Source organism: Marinitoga hydrogenitolerans DSM 16785 (assembly GCF_900129175.1).
In the GTDB taxonomy this organism is placed as follows: domain Bacteria; phylum Thermotogota; class Thermotogae; order Petrotogales; family Petrotogaceae; genus Marinitoga; species Marinitoga hydrogenitolerans.
Genome location: NZ_FQUI01000002.1, coordinates 72,060 through 87,404, shown reverse-complemented (window position 1 = coordinate 87,404; position 15,345 = coordinate 72,060). Strand labels below are relative to the sequence as shown.

At 25.6% G+C, this 15,345-nt stretch carries 15 protein-coding genes; 4 read left to right on the top strand and 11 right to left on the bottom strand.

The genetic code is table 11. From position 1 onward, the window contains the following. Positions 1-8: 8 nt before the first annotated feature. From recG to BUA62_RS01185, 4 genes are all read right to left on the bottom strand, one after another. Positions 9-2,351, bottom strand: coding sequence for an ATP-dependent DNA helicase RecG (gene recG / locus BUA62_RS01200; RefSeq protein WP_072862582.1), 2,343 nt, complete (start codon positions 2,349-2,351; stop codon positions 9-11). Then, entirely contained in the window at positions 2,351-3,229 is an 879-nt protein-coding gene (locus tag BUA62_RS01195; protein WP_072862580.1) for a DegV family protein, read from the bottom strand. The genes recG and BUA62_RS01195 overlap by 1 nt, the downstream gene beginning before the upstream one ends. 1 nt (position 3,230) lies before the next feature. After that, complete coding sequence (locus BUA62_RS11420) at positions 3,231-3,398, bottom strand: hypothetical protein (protein WP_159429483.1); 168 nt, start codon at positions 3,396-3,398, stop codon at positions 3,231-3,233. Between the two features lie 77 nt (positions 3,399-3,475). Next, on the bottom strand, positions 3,476-6,109 hold the full coding sequence (locus tag BUA62_RS01185) for an O-antigen ligase family protein (RefSeq protein WP_072862575.1): 2,634 nt from the start codon (positions 6,107-6,109) through the stop codon (positions 3,476-3,478). Between the two features lie 161 nt (positions 6,110-6,270). Here BUA62_RS01185 and BUA62_RS01180 point away from each other — a divergent pair, with 161 nt between their 5' ends. From BUA62_RS01180 to BUA62_RS01165, 4 genes are all read left to right on the top strand, one after another. Next, entirely contained in the window at positions 6,271-6,543 is a 273-nt protein-coding gene (locus BUA62_RS01180; RefSeq protein ID WP_072862652.1) for a metal-sensing transcriptional repressor, read from the top strand. A gap of 195 nt (positions 6,544-6,738) precedes the next feature. Then, positions 6,739-7,188: a FeoA family protein gene (locus BUA62_RS01175; protein ID WP_072862572.1), complete on the top strand. Its 450-nt coding sequence runs from the start codon at positions 6,739-6,741 to the stop codon at positions 7,186-7,188. A 241-nt stretch (positions 7,189-7,429) separates the two neighbouring features. After that, entirely contained in the window at positions 7,430-9,379 is a 1,950-nt protein-coding gene (feoB, locus tag BUA62_RS01170; protein ID WP_072862569.1) for a ferrous iron transport protein B, read from the top strand. Then, positions 9,376-9,747 (top strand): hypothetical protein, encoded by a 372-nt coding sequence (locus BUA62_RS01165; RefSeq protein ID WP_072862567.1) that lies wholly within the window; start codon positions 9,376-9,378, stop codon positions 9,745-9,747. The genes feoB and BUA62_RS01165 overlap by 4 nt, the downstream gene beginning before the upstream one ends. A 26-nt stretch (positions 9,748-9,773) precedes the next feature. Here BUA62_RS01165 and BUA62_RS01160 read toward each other — a convergent pair whose 3' ends face one another. From BUA62_RS01160 to BUA62_RS11900, 7 genes are read right to left on the bottom strand one after another with little or no spacing between them, the layout of a single operon-like run. Next, positions 9,774-11,627 carry a WD40 repeat domain-containing protein gene (locus tag BUA62_RS01160; RefSeq protein ID WP_072862565.1) on the bottom strand — a complete coding sequence of 618 codons (1,854 nt, stop codon included), beginning with the start codon at positions 11,625-11,627 and terminating at the stop codon, positions 9,774-9,776. A 26-nt stretch (positions 11,628-11,653) separates the two neighbouring features. Then, entirely contained in the window at positions 11,654-13,081 is a 1,428-nt protein-coding gene (locus BUA62_RS01155) for a complex I subunit 5 family protein (protein WP_072862563.1), read from the bottom strand. Next, the gene (locus tag BUA62_RS01150) at positions 13,081-13,416 is read right to left on the bottom strand and encodes a cation:proton antiporter subunit C (RefSeq protein ID WP_072862561.1); all 336 of its coding nucleotides are present in this window, start codon (positions 13,414-13,416) and stop codon (positions 13,081-13,083) included. Before BUA62_RS01150 ends, BUA62_RS01155 begins: the two co-directional genes overlap by 1 nt. After that, positions 13,416-14,099, bottom strand: a complete 684-nt coding sequence (mbhE, locus tag BUA62_RS01145) for a hydrogen gas-evolving membrane-bound hydrogenase subunit E (protein WP_072862559.1) — start codon at positions 14,097-14,099, stop codon at positions 13,416-13,418. Before mbhE ends, BUA62_RS01150 begins: the two co-directional genes overlap by 1 nt. After that, positions 14,096-14,851, bottom strand: coding sequence for a transporter substrate-binding domain-containing protein (locus tag BUA62_RS01140; RefSeq protein WP_072862557.1), 756 nt, complete (start codon positions 14,849-14,851; stop codon positions 14,096-14,098). Before BUA62_RS01140 ends, mbhE begins: the two co-directional genes overlap by 4 nt. Beyond that, complete coding sequence (locus BUA62_RS01135) at positions 14,844-15,125, bottom strand: monovalent cation/H(+) antiporter subunit G (protein WP_072862555.1); 282 nt, start codon at positions 15,123-15,125, stop codon at positions 14,844-14,846. The genes BUA62_RS01140 and BUA62_RS01135 overlap by 8 nt, the downstream gene beginning before the upstream one ends. Next, on the bottom strand, positions 15,125-15,331 hold the full coding sequence (locus tag BUA62_RS11900; protein ID WP_084670641.1) for a monovalent cation/H+ antiporter complex subunit F: 207 nt from the start codon (positions 15,329-15,331) through the stop codon (positions 15,125-15,127). The genes BUA62_RS01135 and BUA62_RS11900 overlap by 1 nt, the downstream gene beginning before the upstream one ends. Between the last annotated feature and the right edge of the window lie 14 nt (positions 15,332-15,345).

The following is a 15,345-nucleotide window of genomic DNA, read 5'->3' as shown; positions in this document are numbered from 1 at the left end:
TTTATCACCTACGCTTCTAACATTTTCAATTTTTTTCCATATCTTCTATATATTTCTTTTTTTAAATTTTTATATTTTTTTAAGTGTGGATCTTCTTCTAATATTCTTAAAACATCGTTTCTTGCTTTTTCGATTAATTCTGGATCATTGAGTATATCTAAAAATTTAAAATCTGGCAATCCATGTTGTTCTGTTCCGAAAAATTTTCCTGGACCTCTCCATTGTAGATCAATTTCAGAAACTTCAAAACCATTAGTTGTACTGGCAAATTTTATTAGTTTTTCTTGTGTTTCGTTAGAAATATTTTGGCTAGTTACTAGAAAGCAATAAGCTTGTTTTTTGCTTCTGCCAACTCTTCCTCTCAATTGATGTAATTGAGACAACCCAAATCTTTCAGCATGTTCAATTACCATAACAGTTGCATCTGGAATATCTACACCAACTTCAATAACTGTGGTTGAAACTAAAACATGAAAATCTTTAGTTACAAATTTTTCCATAATAGTATTTTTTTCATCAGATGTCATTTTTCCATGTAAAAGCCCTACACCATATTTTTTAAATTTTGATTTTAATATTTCATACATTTCTGTAGCGGCTTTCAAATCTAAAATTTCAGATTCGTCTATTAAAGGATAGACAAAAAAGACTTGATTGCCTAATTTTAATTCTTTTTCAATAAATTTATAAATCTCATTTAATTTATTTTCTTTTACAAGTAAAGTTTTAATTTTTTTTCTTCCGGTAGGCATTTCAGTTATTAGAGAAACATCTAAATCTCCGTATAATGTCATGGCTAAAGTTCTGGGAATTGGAGTAGCAGTCATAAATAATATATCAGGCATTTTTCCTTTTTTTATAAGAGCCAATCTTTGTTTAACACCAAACCTATGTTGTTCATCTATTACAACTAAACCAAGACTTTTAAATTCAACATCATCTTGAATTAATGCATGTGTTCCAATTAACACATCAATTTCATTGTTTATCAATTTTTCTTTAATTCTTTTTTTATCACTTTTTTTCGTTTCTCCTAATAATAATTCTGTCTTAATACCGAGTTTTTCAAAATCATTTTTTAGTTTTTTATATTGTTGTTTTGCTAAAACAGAAGTTGGAACCATTACAGCCCCTTGAAAGCCACATTCGAAATTATCGATTAAAGCCAGTTCAGATACTACAGTTTTACCAGAACCCACATCACCTTGCAAAAGTCTATTCATAGGGATATTTTTTTTCATATCTTTTCTAATTTCTTCAAATACTTTTTTTTGGGAGTTTGTTAATTTAAAAGGTAATAACGAAATAAATTTTTTTGTTAGCTCACCTTTTATATTTTTAGCAATACCTTCTTTTGATTGTATTTTTTGTTTTTGAATTAATACAGAAAATTCAAACAAGAATATTTCTTCATATTTAAGAGTTTCTTTAGCCTTTTTCAGATGATAAAAGCTTTTTGGGAAATGTATTCCTTTTATTCGTTTAGGGAAATCTATGAAGTTATATTTTTCAAGTATTTTATCAGGTAAAAATTCTTTCATATAATGAGAGTATTCAATAGTTTCTGTGAAAATTGTTCTCATATTATTTTGATATAATCCTTTTCTTAAGGAATAAATTGGAAATATTCCAGTCTTTACTTCTTTTATTGAAGAAATAATTTGGAAATCTGGATTTTTCATTTGTTTTCTACCAAATTCAATTTCAACTGTGCCATATACAGCTACTTTTAAGCCGGGCTGTAAAAATTTTTTTATAAAATCTTGATTAAACCATGTTAAAACTATAATGGAGTTATCGGTATCTTCCAAAACATATGATAATATTTTTAGTGTTCCAATCTTTTTTTCTTCGAAATTCACAATATTTCCAACGATTAGACAATTTTGTCCATGATAACAATCGATAATTTTTTTTATTTCTCTTCTATCTTCATAATCTCTAGGGAAAAAGTAGAAAGTATCTTCAATATTATTTATTCCAAATTCTCGCATTATAGAAGCACGTTTGTTTCCAACACCTTTAATAAATTTTATATCAGTTTTTAAAGGTAAATCTTTATGTGGGAGTTTTGGTTCATCAATTAAATATTGATTTCTTAGCTTTTCAATTAATTTAAATCCTTCTTTTATTCTTTTTGTTTGTCTTTCTTCAGATAAAGAATTTATTGGCTTGTAATATGCTAAAAAGGAGCCTATTTTTTCTTTTAGGCCCTTTTCTTTTTCTATTAAATCTATGTTCTTTTTACAAAAATTGTAAATTTCATTAAAAAAATTATCAGAGGATATTTTTTTTGATAAACCTAAGTTCAAAAAAAGTTCTAGGTTATTAAAAAAATCTTCAAGATGCATTATAAAGGATTTTCCTCCCCGTAAACTCCAAGACCAAATATATCAGGTCCTCCATGACAGGCAACTGTTGGCCATATTCTCCCCTCTATTAATTCATATTTATATCCTAATTTTTCAAATTTTTCCATAAACATGTTAAATACAGTATTTTCTTGCTCTTTATTTGAATCAAAACCATGTACTTTATATATTTTTATATTATGTGGTTTGTCTTTTATAAACTCAAAAGCTTTATCTGACATTATTTTGTATGCTTTATTAATACCTCTAACCTTTGCTAAAGGAGTAATTTCACCATCTTCAACTGTTAATACTGGTACTATTTTTAATAATGTACCAGCCATTCCAGCAGCTTTTCCAATTCTTCCATTTTTAATAAGATATTTCAATGTTGGTACAGAAAATTCCATAAAAGTGTTATTAATTATTGTAGAAATTAATTTTTCTACATCTTCAAAAGATCTATTTTCATCTTCTAATAATTCGACAATTCTTCTTGCAACAAAAGAAGCTCCAATTGATACCATTTTTGTATCTACTATTTTTACATTGATGTCATTTAACATGTTTTTAGCCATTTTAGAAGTATTGTATAAACCAGACATTTTCGATGAAAAATGTATGTCAACAATTTCATCATATCCCTTTTCTTTTAATCTTTCATAAAAATTCATTATTTCCTTTAAGGAAGGTTGTGCTGTGTGAATATCTTTAGCTTCTTTAACAACATCATAAAAATATTCATGGCTTAAATCTACTCCATCAGTATATTCTTTTCCATCAATATAAATTTTCATACCCATAAAATTAAGATTATATTTTTTTATCCAGTCATTAGTTGGAGAACAGCCTGAGTCTATAATAATTGCTCTTTTCATTTTATTCCTCCTCAACTTTAATTTTGTTTCCATCTCTTTTGAAAATTAATCCATTTAATTCAACTTGATCAATATCAGGATGATTATTCATAAATAATATTAATTTATCGTAAAATCTGGCTTTCATATAAACATCAAATATGGAATATTTTGATTCAATAGATTCCATATTTTTAACTTTTAAGTAGAAATAAAAGGTTATAGAATTAAGCAATATAATCATAATTAATAGAATAACTGTTATTCTCATTTCTTTAGAAAATTGTATACCTTTATAAAGTTTTCTACGCGTTCTTTATATCTATAATCTGGATATTTTTCTAAATAAAGAATATAAAAATCATAAACATCTTTATAATTTTTAATTACAGCATCAGATAATTTTATTGCTAAATCATTCATTCCATTCGTTTTTAAATGAAAATATAAACTTTCAAAGAAATCAAAAGATTTATCCGGGATACCTCGGAATTTTTTTGCCATATAGTAATCGGCTTTTCCTTCTTTTTTTGATATTTCTATTATATTCTCAATAGTTTTTTCATATCCTAAGTAATTGTTAAAATTAAACATAATTTTCATGTATTCTGTGTATACATCTTCCCATTCTGGGAATCTATTCCAACCACCAGGTAGTATTTCAATAGTTTTATTGAACCAGTGAACAAAATCATTATAATATTTTTCTTTTAATATAGTTATTTCATTAACAACTTTTTCATTAGAATTAAAGAATTTTTCAATATTAGATAAATTTTGGAATATTAAAACATTTAATTTCGCTATTAATCTATATGCATTTTTCTCATTAAATGAAATATAATTACTTTCTAATTGGTCAATTTCATCTTGAATTGATTGTATATAGGCTAGAGCCTGAGATAATTGAATATTATTTTCATTTTTCAATAAAATATAAAGCCTTTTTATAGTGTCTCTAATTTGAGGTCTATTAAATGGCATTAAATCAATGGGCCCCTCAAATTTATTTAGCATAAAAGCATATTCAGGTGTTTTCATATCCATATATTTTTCAAGATTATTATAATCTAATTCCATAAGTCTATATGGTGTTTTAGCTAATAATTGGGCTAGATAAAAGCCGGATTTCCCAAATGCAGAGTTTGCTTTTAATGATTTTAAGAAATATTCTTTAGCCTTTTTATATGAATTAAAAGCTTTATTTTCGTAATCAGCTTTAGTTGATAAATATTTTTGTTTTTGCTCTTCAAGATTTTTTATTTCATTGGAAACTTTTTGTAATTCCACAGGATTTGTAACCTTATAATTTTTATATTGGTTTATTTTGTCGTCTATTTGCTTTAATATGCTAGGAATTTGTTTTTTGACAACATTTTCATAAGCATCTATTTTCATATATTCAGTGTTTCCGATTTTGAAATAAACTTCAGCTGCTGTGGATTGGATTTTTAAATATGAAACAATTATGCCTATTATAAAGAAAACAATGAATAAAGATTTTAAAGTGTTTTTATGAATAGTAATTTTTTTAGTTTCGCCGAATTGTTCTGAAACAGCTATTGAGATAATAAATAATGCAGACATTATATTAGGATGCAAATGCATTGGGAATTCAGTAAAAGAGTGAATAGCAACAATAGTTAAACTCCAGGCAAAAAGATTAAACATTAATATTTTATCAAAGTCTTTTAATTTAAAGACACGCTTTAAGAATATTACGATTAGCCCAAATAGAAGCAATATTATAGGAATAAATCCCAAAAGACCAGTTTCTCCTAATACTTGTAAATAGTCATTATGTGCTCTTTTAAAATTATTCCATGCATAATAAAACTTTTCTGGATTTCGTGCCTGTATATCAGCCATGTATCTTACAGCATAAACAGGGTATGTTGCTATTCCTCCACCAATAATTTTATTTGTTGGATGATTACTATCTTTCCATTGTTCTACAGCTGCAAGCCATGAAAGTGTTCTTTCATCCCATGATGAAACAGAAGTCATTGCTTCGAATCTTTTTGAAGCGACAACTTCACCACTTTTATTAAAAGGGGAAGGAATATTGAACATAACAACTAAAAAAGAAAATGTTAAAATAATGAGTATTAAGGGAATAATAAATCGTTTAGATTTGATATAATTTATTTGTTCTTTATCTTTATTCTTTAATATACTAATAGTGAAGAAAAATGTAAAAATCATCATACCCAAGAAAAATGAAAGATAAATAGAACGTGTTTGAGCAAATAGTAATACCCAGAACATAATGAAAATAGATATTATAGAAAAAAATCTTTTATACATATTTGATTTTTTAGACAAGGCAAAATATATTGCTATAGGAATCATTTGTCCCATATAGTCTGAAACAAAATTAGGGTTACCTATTGTGGTTCTTAAAGTAATTCTTTTTGATGGATCACCATATTTTCCAAAAAATAAATCAAAACCATAAAATTTATTCAAAAGTCCGTCAAATCCGATAATAAAACCAGTTATTAAAAAGATAAATAATGCTGCTTCAATATATTCAAATTTTTCCCCAAATCTATTTGTTAAAATATATGAAACAAAAACAATCATTAATATATAAAACGCAACTTCAAAAGAATATCTAAAGTAATATTTATTTTGAATCAAAACACTTATTAAAGAAAAAACAGTTGCTAAGCCGAATAAAGAAAAATATATATGGTTTAAAGAATACTTGATTTCATATTTTTCCTTTTGAATTTTATAAAAGTAATAAAAAAACATAATTGTATAAAATATTGAAAAAACAAGGTGTTTTTGAGTTGAATATTCATAAACCCAAGTAGGAACCATTAAAAAAGGTAATAACAAAAAAAATAGACCCATTGATAATATATCTTTTGGGTATTTGGATAATTCTTTCATAACAAACCTCCTCTAATTTTTTCTTTCTATAATATCATACCACAAATTTTTTATTTAGCAACATATAAAATAAATAAAAATAGTATATAATAATATATGTAATGAAAATAATATTATACGGAGGGATAAAAGTGGAAAAAAACAATCATCACCATCATCACATGAAACACAAGAAATCTTTAAATGTTTTAAAAACTGCAAGAGGACAAGTTGAAGCTGTTATAAAAATGATTGAGGATAACAGATATTGCATAGATATATCTAAACAAATTTTAGCTTCTATATCTTTATTAAAAAAAGCAAATTCGCAAATTTTAAAAGAACATCTTGAAACATGTGTAAGAGAAGCAGCTTATTCGAATGAAACCAGTGAAATAGAGAGCAAAATAAAAGAGTTGGAAGAAGTAATAGAATATATAAATAAGACACTTTGATATGTGTGTGTTTATTTATACAACAAAAATTCATTTTATATATTAAATAGTGTTAATTTTTATATTTAGATAGTTAAAGTAAAAATAAAAAAACAATTTAAGTAATACATTTTTTCCTTTTAAACCGACTTTTTTTAACAGAATTCGGATATAATATAAAAGAAATATATCACTTGCTTCAGGAGGAGAAATGCTGTGATCATACCTTTGAGTAGTCTTGTAATTGGGATGGATGGGATTATAGTGAGATTAGAATTTGAAGAAACTATTAAAGAAAGATTTATTGCTATGGGATTAATACCCGGAAAGAAAATTACTTATGTGCACGAATCACCTTTTGGAGACCCTATGATATTTAAAATAGAGGATAATAAAATTATGATAAGAAAAGATGAAGCAAATAAAATTTTTATAGAAGTGACAGAAGAAATATTATCTTTAGATGAAAGTGTTCCGGGAGAATATGAAATATTTATTATTAAAAGTGGAGTCTTTTTTAGAAGAGAATTAGAAAATATGAATATAAAGCCAGGAAACAAAATAAATGTAATAAATAATCATTTTGGAAAAGTCACAATGGAAATTAATGGTAAAAAAATAGTATTTGGAAGAGGTAGAGCAAGAAAAATTTTATTGAAAAAATAAATAACTGGTGGTGGTACCACATGATAAGTGAAATTTTAAAATATATTGAAAATAGACAAGAAACCCTCTCCACTGATGATATAAAAAGAAAATTTAAAATGACAGAACAGGAATGGGAAATAATATTTCCATTTTAATTTCAAATGGAATAAAAATAAATACTTTCGATTCATTAGATTTGAGATGTAATGATTGTCCTATAAAAAATTTTTGCAATAAAAAACAATGTGGAGGGTGATCTATGACTTTCGAAATTGCCATAATAGGAAATCCTAATGTTGGAAAAACGTCTATTTTTAACATAATTACTGGAAGTAGGCAGTATATAGCAAATTGGCCCGGAGTTACAGTTGAAAAAAAAGTTGGTTCTTTTAAATATAAAGGACATCATTTTAAATTAGTTGATCTACCTGGAATTTATACTTTATCGGCACAAAGTGATGATGAGAAAGTTGCTAGAGATTATCTAATAAATGAATCACCTGATGCTGTAGTAGTAGTGGCAGATTCTTTAAATTTAGAGAGATCTATGTATTTATTAATGCAGATTTTAGATATGAATTTACCCGTTATTTTAGCTATTAATTCCATAGATGAAGCACAAGCAAAAGGTAAAATAATAAATCCATCATTTATATCGAAGACATTAAATATACCAGTTGTATTGACATCTGCAAAGAAGAACATTGGTGTTGATGTGTTATTAGAGGCTATACATAAAACAGCAGAGAAAAAAAATGATCCTGTAAGAAGTTTTATTTATCCAGAACCAATTAGTGAATTCTTAAAATATTTTTCTAAAAAAATAGAAAAATATGATTTTTTTAAATCATACGATAAAAATTGGTTAGCTATTTACTATTTAGAATTTGGAAATAAAAATTTTCATTATCCCGAAGAGTTAGTACAAGAAATTAGTTCAAAGTTTGATATTAATAAATTAAAATCAGAATTTATGAATTGGAAATTTAATTTTATTGCAACAATAATAAAAAGTTCTGTTGTTGAAGAAGGCAGAAGTTGGGCAATGAGAGATATTTTGGACCATGTAATGACGCATAAAATATTGGGCTTATTAATTTATATTGTTGCTTTGTATTTTGTCTTTTCTTTAACATTTAATATTGCAAGTCCACTTTCAGATTTAATTGATATTGGTTTTAGTTATTTAGGAAATTTAATTGATGGAAAAATAGAAATTCCATGGATGAATTCTCTTATAGTGGATGGAATTATTGGTGGTGTTGGTGGGGTGCTTATTTTCTTACCTCAATTATTTGTTTTATTCTTTTTTATGGGATTTTTGGAAGAATCTGGATATTTACCTCGTGCAGCATTTTTAGTTGATAAATTAGTTAGAAAATTTGGACTTAGCGGCAGATCATTTATGTCAATAATTTTAGGTTTTGGTTGTAGTGTTCCGGCTATTATGTCGACTAAAACTATTGCAAATAAAAAAGAGAGAATGGCTTTAGTTTTGAGTATCCCTTTTGCATCTTGTTCGGCAAGATTACCTGTCTATATTCTTTTAATTAGTGCATTTTTTGATAAGAACGCAGCAACGGTACTATTATTAGTATATATTTCCAGTATAATACTTGTATTATTATCAGCAAAGATTTTACAAATATTTTTTATTAAGGGAGAAGAAGTCCCTTTTACAATAGAATTACCAAGGTTTAGAATGCCAACATTTAGAAATTTAGCCCTTTATTCCTGGAATAGAGGAAAACACTTTTTAGAAAAAGCTGGAGGTATTATTTTAATTGCCACTATTTTCATATGGTTATTGTCCTATTTTCCAAATAATAATGATATTGCGCATTCATATGCAGCATATTTAGGTAGATTATTCGAGCCAATAACATTACATTTAGGTTGGAACTGGCAAACAAATATTTCTTTAATTTTTGGCGCTGTAGCAAAAGAAGTTGTTGCCTCATCATATATGGCAATTTTGAATGTAGGTGAAGAAAGTATTACTTATGCTTTGCAGAATATTTTATCTCAAAGATCAGCATTAGCTTTAATCTTTTTTGTTTTAGCCTACATACCATGTTTTGCAACATTAGGGGTTATCAAACAAGAAACAAATAGCTGGAAATGGGTTTTTTTTGAATTGTTTTATACTTTGATAATTGCCTATTTAATAGCTAATTTTGTTTACTTGATAGGAGGAATTTTCCTATGATAAATAAAAAAATAATTTTAATTTTAATAGGCATATCATCACTTGTAATGGGTGTTTTAAATTTCGAATATGATAATTTTATTTTTATATCATATATTACAGTATCTTTGATTGCATTTATTGGATTATGGGAAGATATAAAAAATATATGGTATCATAAATCCGCGCATATAATTGTAAGTGGTATTATTTCTGTATTAATTGGGATATATGAATTATTGAAATATTTGTTTGAATGGCTTGCTATTTATACAAGCGATGGAGATATACCAGAATTTAAAGTATATATATATGTATTTACTTTTTTAATGCTATATATTTTTATTCGTGAAACAAATTATTTAAAAAAAACAGGTGAAGATAAATAAAAAAAACGGCTTTAAAGCCGTTTTTTTTAATACTCAAATAATTTCATTGATATAATGGAATTATTTGATAATAAGAAAATAATATCACCAGTAGAATCTACTAAAGCATATATAATGTCTGTTCCTAAATTAAAGGTTGATAATTTATTTAGATTTACACTATTCCAAATTTCCACTTTTCCATTTTTTCCTGAGATTATGAAATAATTTTTTAATAATGATGGTGAGACGTTGTAAACACCTTCAAATGATTGGAAAGAAGTTAAAATATTTCCATTTTCAATATTCAAAATTAAAATTTTTCCATTAAATTGAGAGGCTATTAAATATTTGTCATTTTTTAATAATAAAATATCTGTGATTGTTGCCTCAAAATTTACATTCCAGATAATATCACCATTGAATTTATCGATTTTAGATATTGTACCATCTTTTGTGGAAATATAAATAGCTCTATCATTTACGCTTATTTTTGTTATTTCATCTTTTAAATTAGCTAATAGTTTGCTTTCTGTGCCAGTAATTGTGTAAAGTTCTCCGTTTTGTAAAGCAACATATAGGACCTTATTTTTTGAAATTAAATAAGTAATTTTACTTTTAAAATCGAACATATAATCTATTTTTTTATTGATTAAATTATAAACGTTTAATACACCTTTTTCATCCCCAGAATAAAGTAATTGATTATCATCGTCGAAAGTTAAAGCTGTAATTTTCGCATCATGACTATAATTATCGAAACCTTTATTGTTTACAGCAGAAACTATTATTACCATTTTGTCATTGCCATAAGCCATTAAATTATAACTACTTAATGCCAAAGATTTATTAATAATATTAGTTTTTAAATTCCAATTTTCTGTAAGAGTACTAACTAAACTTTCTTTTTCTTTATTTGTATTTACTAATATCATATCTATTTTTCCATTATTATAAGGATTAAATGATATTTTTCTATTTTCTTTTGAATAATCACCATATAATATTTCATCTTTAGATAAAACAAGCATTACATTTCCTTCAGGTATTTTTGCGTAAGTTAAAATAGAGTCTTTTGATATTTTGTGATCTCCAAATATGCTGCTAACTTCCAAATTACTATCATCACTACCAGTTATATCACCAAAAAATTTCATTCCATTTTTCAATATGAAATATGTATATTTAGTTTTTGGGTTTTCCATTCCACCAGAAAATCCGAAAATGGAAGAATTAAATAAACTTAAAGTTCCATAACCTAAATCAAAGAAATAATAATCATTTACTTTTTTTAAGAAGTTAACATACTTAAATGTATAACCATTAAATAATTTTAATATATAAGGTTCTTTGAATTCATATCGTGGATAAGATATGCTTTTTATAACGTTAAGGTTCAATACACCCTGCCCTAAAATTGGAATATTTAAAAATAATTGGTTCTCTTTTGCTTCAAATATATTTCCTTTAATTTCAGTATAATTATCTCCTAATGATATTTCGAAATTTTGAGGTTGTTCTTCTCTAAACCATTTTATATTAGGGACATTTGGGTTTGCAAAGTTGACAAATTTTAATTTTGAAACATCATTTAATATAAATTCTCCAATGTTCATTTGAATATTTGCTGTTGTTGAGGCATAGGATGTTAACTTTCCAGAAAAGATTTTATCATCTATGATAACCCCATAATCTGAGGTTGTCTTTTCATCAAATGAGATATATAAAACATTACTTTCCTGTACAGTATAAATTTGATTAAAAAGCTTTACAGTAATATTTCCATCTTTAATTTCTATAACCTCAACTTTAACAGTGTTACCGTCAACAGATTTCATTAAAGCACCAAATGAGTATGAAAATAAGAAAATTAATAAGACCAAAATAAAAAATTTTTTCATAATCAGCCTCCTTTCAAAAACTATATTTAAATAAATTTTATTATATAATATCCAATTATAATAGAAAATGTTTGTAAAATCAAAGCATTTTCAAGATAGTTCAATTTTACAGTGAAAGCTTTAGTTTTTATTTTTAATGTAAAAAATGCAATAATTAATGCCAAAAGAGAAAAACTTGAATCTATTAATGTGAGATGCATAGGTAAATAATTTAAAATAGGAATTATAGGTATTAAAAGAACTAAGTAAAAGTATTTTTTAGATAATTTTAATGCAGCAATTAATTTTATAGAGTAAAAAGTTGTTATAAAAGAAGAAATATATAATATTTCTTTTAAATAACCATGAAGACCTATATTTTCTTTTATGAAAAATGTTTGTGTAGGAAATATACCAGATAATCCAAAAATACTAAATATTGCCAACATCTTATTAATATCATATTTTTTTATAGTCTTTATTAAATCTAAATTCCTATAGTTAGTCTTTTCATATATTCGACCAACATTATAAAAAGCTAAAGATTTATACAACATTTGTAATATAAAGAATAGAATAAATAATTCCTTTTTTTCCGCAATAATAATTAACGCTAAACCTATTTGTGACATTGTAGAATAAGCTAAAATTTTCTTCGCATCATTTTCAAAGAAAGCTAAAATACCACCTAGAATTAAAGAAGAGAAGCCATAAATTAAAAATATTTCTTTAGCTTCGACATAAAAACCATCATATAATGAAAAAGAATATAAAACATATGTACCTATAGGAGTAATATACCCCGATAATATAGCTGATATTTCAGAAGAAGATTCAGTATAAACTGCTGGAAGCCATGCAGCTAGAAAAAGCATACCACTTTTAACTAACAATCCTGTTACAATAAGTGAAACAGCAAGGGGATTTGGTTTTGATGAAAATGCGATATGTAAGTTTAAACTACCAGTTTGTGCATAAATTAAACCAACACCTAATAAATAAAAATTTAATCCAATATAGCTTAAAAACATATATTTTAAGCTGGCCCATATTCTTCTTTCTTTTCTTCCTAATCCAATAAGTAAAAATGATGATATCGATATTAATTCTAAATGAACATATGTATTAAAAAAATCTTCTGAAGTTAAAATCCCTATTAAAGTCCCATTTATTATTAGCCATAATGCAGTAAATATATTGTTATGTCTTCTTGCAGATCTCCAATAAATAATTAACATCATTATATTAAAGAAGAAAGCTAGAATATACATTTCTTTAGGGAAATATATTTCAATACCTTTTAACCTATCCCAACCACCTGGGAAAATTCTTTCTTCATTGCCAAAAAATGTTAAATATGTATTTAATGATAGTAGAACAGCATAAGTAATAAATCCTATTTTTCTATGATGCTTTTTGAAAATATATGATAAAATTCCAAAAGATATAGGAATTAATATTAACAGTATAGCCATTATTTTTCTAACTCCTCTTCAATTATGTCTACATTATGTGTTTTGAATTTCTCTGCCAATATCATTATATATACTAATGAAAGTGAAATCGTAGCGAAACCTATAACGATAACTGTTAATAGAAAAGAATGAATTAATGGATCAGCAGCATCTTTTACTATATCTGATGTGATAATTGGAATATTTTTATCATAAGCCAAAACAACAAAAAATAAAAGAATTCCTGATTGAAAGATGCTTAAAAAGAATAATTTCATTATTAAATCTTTTTTTAAAATGAGACCAAAGAATCCTAGAATAATAATTATATAGGAATAAATGAAATATAATTCCATTAGAGTAACCCCCTATGTTTTATAAACTGATAAAGAATAGTCCATGAGCCTCCAAAAACTTCGAAAGCTATAAAAGAATTTAGCATTACGGCACTTCCGCCGCTAAAGATGCTTCCGGGTTGAAATTTTGGAAAAAAGTTGATAAAATATTCGCCGAAAAATAGCTTTCCTATAATAGCATAAACTATAATAAATAGAGGGATTAATACCTTTATTTCTTCTATTCTGGATTTTTCAAATATTTCTTCAATATCTTCGTATTTTTTTATTAAAGCAAGTGAAAGTACCCCAGTTCCAAGAATAATACCAGAATTAAAACCACCTCCCGGATACAAATGACCTGTGAGTGTGTTGTAAATTCCTAATAATAAAGTTATTGGAAACATAACGGGAGAAAAAACTTTTAAAACAACAGATGGTTTAGAAAATTCTGATTTATTTGGTTTGAAAAATTTCATAAAATAGGAAATACCAATTATTGTTATCGTGAATACCAGTATTTCGAAAAATGTATCATAAAATCTATAATCTAAAACAATAGCTGAAACAATATTTAATGAACCATTTTCGTTTAGAACATTAATATTATAATTAGGATTTTTAAGAATATTATAAGGCGTTTCAATATATAATAAAAAAAAGAACATAAATAATAAAATTAAAGAAATTATAAATCTTTTCATCCTATATTCCTCCGAACAATGGATTCATATTCTTTTGAATTTAAAAAAGTTTTTAAAAATCTATTAAAATCATCCTTAAGTGCTTTGTTATTTTTTGAAAAAATAAATCTATATGAATTACTAGAAATTTCTTTTACCTCAATATCAGAATTTTTTCTAAAATAATTTTTTAAACGCAAATAATCGATAATTTTCTTCTCCCCTTGATTATTTAAAACAATACTTTCATAATTGGGATCAATTTTTCCTTTATATTCAAATAGTTTTGTTGGAAGGTATTTTTTTGAAAATATATAGTTACATTCATTTTCATTTTCTATTATTATTCCACCTGCGATTATATCAAATTCATTATTATTAATATATTCTAATAATTTTTCTTTTTTTATTGGTATATACTCTATCTCAAAAAAAGAATTTTCTGAGAAATTATCCAACAAATCTTTTTCAAAGCCTAATAATTTGTCTCCATGTTTTTCAAAAAGATAAGGTGTTTCAACATATCCAACTGTTATTTTTGATCTTGTTTTTATTGCGATAATATAAACAAAGATAATAAAGGCAGATCCTATTGTCATTTGTACAGCAGCAACATCAGGAGCATTAAAAATAAAAAAAACTCCTGATAGTATCGTCCCAAAAGCAGCATATATAAGAATAGCGTTGATATATTTTTTGACAAAAAGCATAATAAAAGCCAATATTATTAAAGAAATTAAGAAAATATTTTCAATTAATGAAAGTTCAATCATTATCTCTCACCTTTATTTTATTATGTGCAGCGCTATGTGCAATAGCATGAGATAGAACAGGACCTATCAATAAAACCAATAATCCAATAATTATAAATCTAAAGATTATTTCCTGATTTTTTAGAGCTAGACCAATTAATACTGTAAATGTACCAACAGTATCAGATATACCTCCAAATTGAATTCTTGTATATAAATCTTTTTGATTTATCATTCCAATACTTCCAAGGAATATTAAGATTCCACCTATAATAATCAGCAAATTACTAAACATTATTTTCTACCTCTTTCTAAAAAACGAGAAATAATAACTACTCCCCATAAGTTTAAAACTAAAAATATAATAATGATATCAATCATCACGATAAAATTATTTATAATGGCATATACTAAAGAAATAATAGATATTTTTGATGACATAGAAGAAAATGCCAAAACTCGATCCCATGCTGTGGGACCGAGAATTAATTTTACTATCATTAATATTAACGATA

Bases quoted from the DNA above. Each gene is read 5' to 3' on its own strand.
- BUA62_RS01195 (WP_072862580.1), bottom strand. From the start codon at position 3,229: ATGAAAAGAGCAATTATTATAGACTCAGGCTGTTCTCCAACTAATGAC.
- feoB (WP_072862569.1), top strand. From the start codon at position 7,430: ATGACTTTCGAAATTGCCATAATAGGAAATCCTAATGTTGGAAAAACG.
- BUA62_RS11420 (WP_159429483.1), bottom strand. From the start codon at position 3,398: ATGGAATCTATTGAATCAAAATATTCCATATTTGATGTTTATATGAAA.
- BUA62_RS01150 (WP_072862561.1), bottom strand. From the start codon at position 13,416: ATGGAATTATATTTCATTTATTCCTATATAATTATTATTCTAGGATTC.
- BUA62_RS01160 (WP_072862565.1), bottom strand. From the start codon at position 11,627: ATGAAAAAATTTTTTATTTTGGTCTTATTAATTTTCTTATTTTCATAC.
- BUA62_RS11900 (WP_084670641.1), bottom strand. From the start codon at position 15,331: ATGATAGTAAAATTAATTCTCGGTCCCACAGCATGGGATCGAGTTTTG.
- BUA62_RS01165 (WP_072862567.1), top strand. From the start codon at position 9,376: ATGATAAATAAAAAAATAATTTTAATTTTAATAGGCATATCATCACTT.
- BUA62_RS01180 (WP_072862652.1), top strand. From the start codon at position 6,271: ATGAAACACAAGAAATCTTTAAATGTTTTAAAAACTGCAAGAGGACAA.
- mbhE (WP_072862559.1), bottom strand. From the start codon at position 14,099: ATGAAAAGATTTATAATTTCTTTAATTTTATTATTTATGTTCTTTTTT.
- BUA62_RS01140 (WP_072862557.1), bottom strand. From the start codon at position 14,851: ATGATTGAACTTTCATTAATTGAAAATATTTTCTTAATTTCTTTAATA.
- BUA62_RS01135 (WP_072862555.1), bottom strand. From the start codon at position 15,125: ATGTTTAGTAATTTGCTGATTATTATAGGTGGAATCTTAATATTCCTT.
- BUA62_RS01155 (WP_072862563.1), bottom strand. From the start codon at position 13,081: ATGGCTATACTGTTAATATTAATTCCTATATCTTTTGGAATTTTATCA.
- recG (WP_072862582.1), bottom strand. From the start codon at position 2,351: ATGCATCTTGAAGATTTTTTTAATAACCTAGAACTTTTTTTGAACTTA.
- BUA62_RS01185 (WP_072862575.1), bottom strand. From the start codon at position 6,109: ATGAAAGAATTATCCAAATACCCAAAAGATATATTATCAATGGGTCTA.